Genomic DNA, 393 nt, shown 5'->3' on the forward strand with positions numbered 1-393 from the left:
TGCGCTATCGCAAAGCCGGTGTGACCATGTGTTCAGACAATGAGTTTGATGAATTTAGCCATTATTGCGTGGATGGCGAAATGGTGGAGGCGATGAAAAACGCGCTGGCCTTGGTTGATCCTTTGGCGCAAAGCGCATAAACACGCAGCTAACCGCGCTCTGACCACCGGTTTCCGGGCCGCAAGACCCTTTAGCGTTTCGCCGAGTTTTCGGCGATTACGCGAGTACCAGGCCCCGGCGTGTTGCCGGGGCTTTTTTTATGTCGATGACCCGTCCTGAATAGCGTTGACACGTTTTCGACTTAAATCCGGAGAACGTGATAATGGCTGAGTTTAAACGCACACAACGTGACTATCCTTTGTCTTTTAAAATTGCTGTTGTTGAGCAGGTTGA

The 393-nt window shown here is 50.6% G+C and carries 1 pseudogene; it reads left to right on the forward strand.

Annotation, left to right across the window (positions count from 1 at the left end):
* Window positions 1-140: pseudogene (locus D4100_RS25510) on the forward strand (copper homeostasis protein CutC); the annotation flags it as partial.
* Window positions 141-393 lie beyond the last annotated feature (253 nt).

The organism is Serratia inhibens, assembly GCF_003591175.1.
GTDB classification, from domain to species: Bacteria; Pseudomonadota; Gammaproteobacteria; order Enterobacterales; family Enterobacteriaceae; genus Serratia; species Serratia inhibens.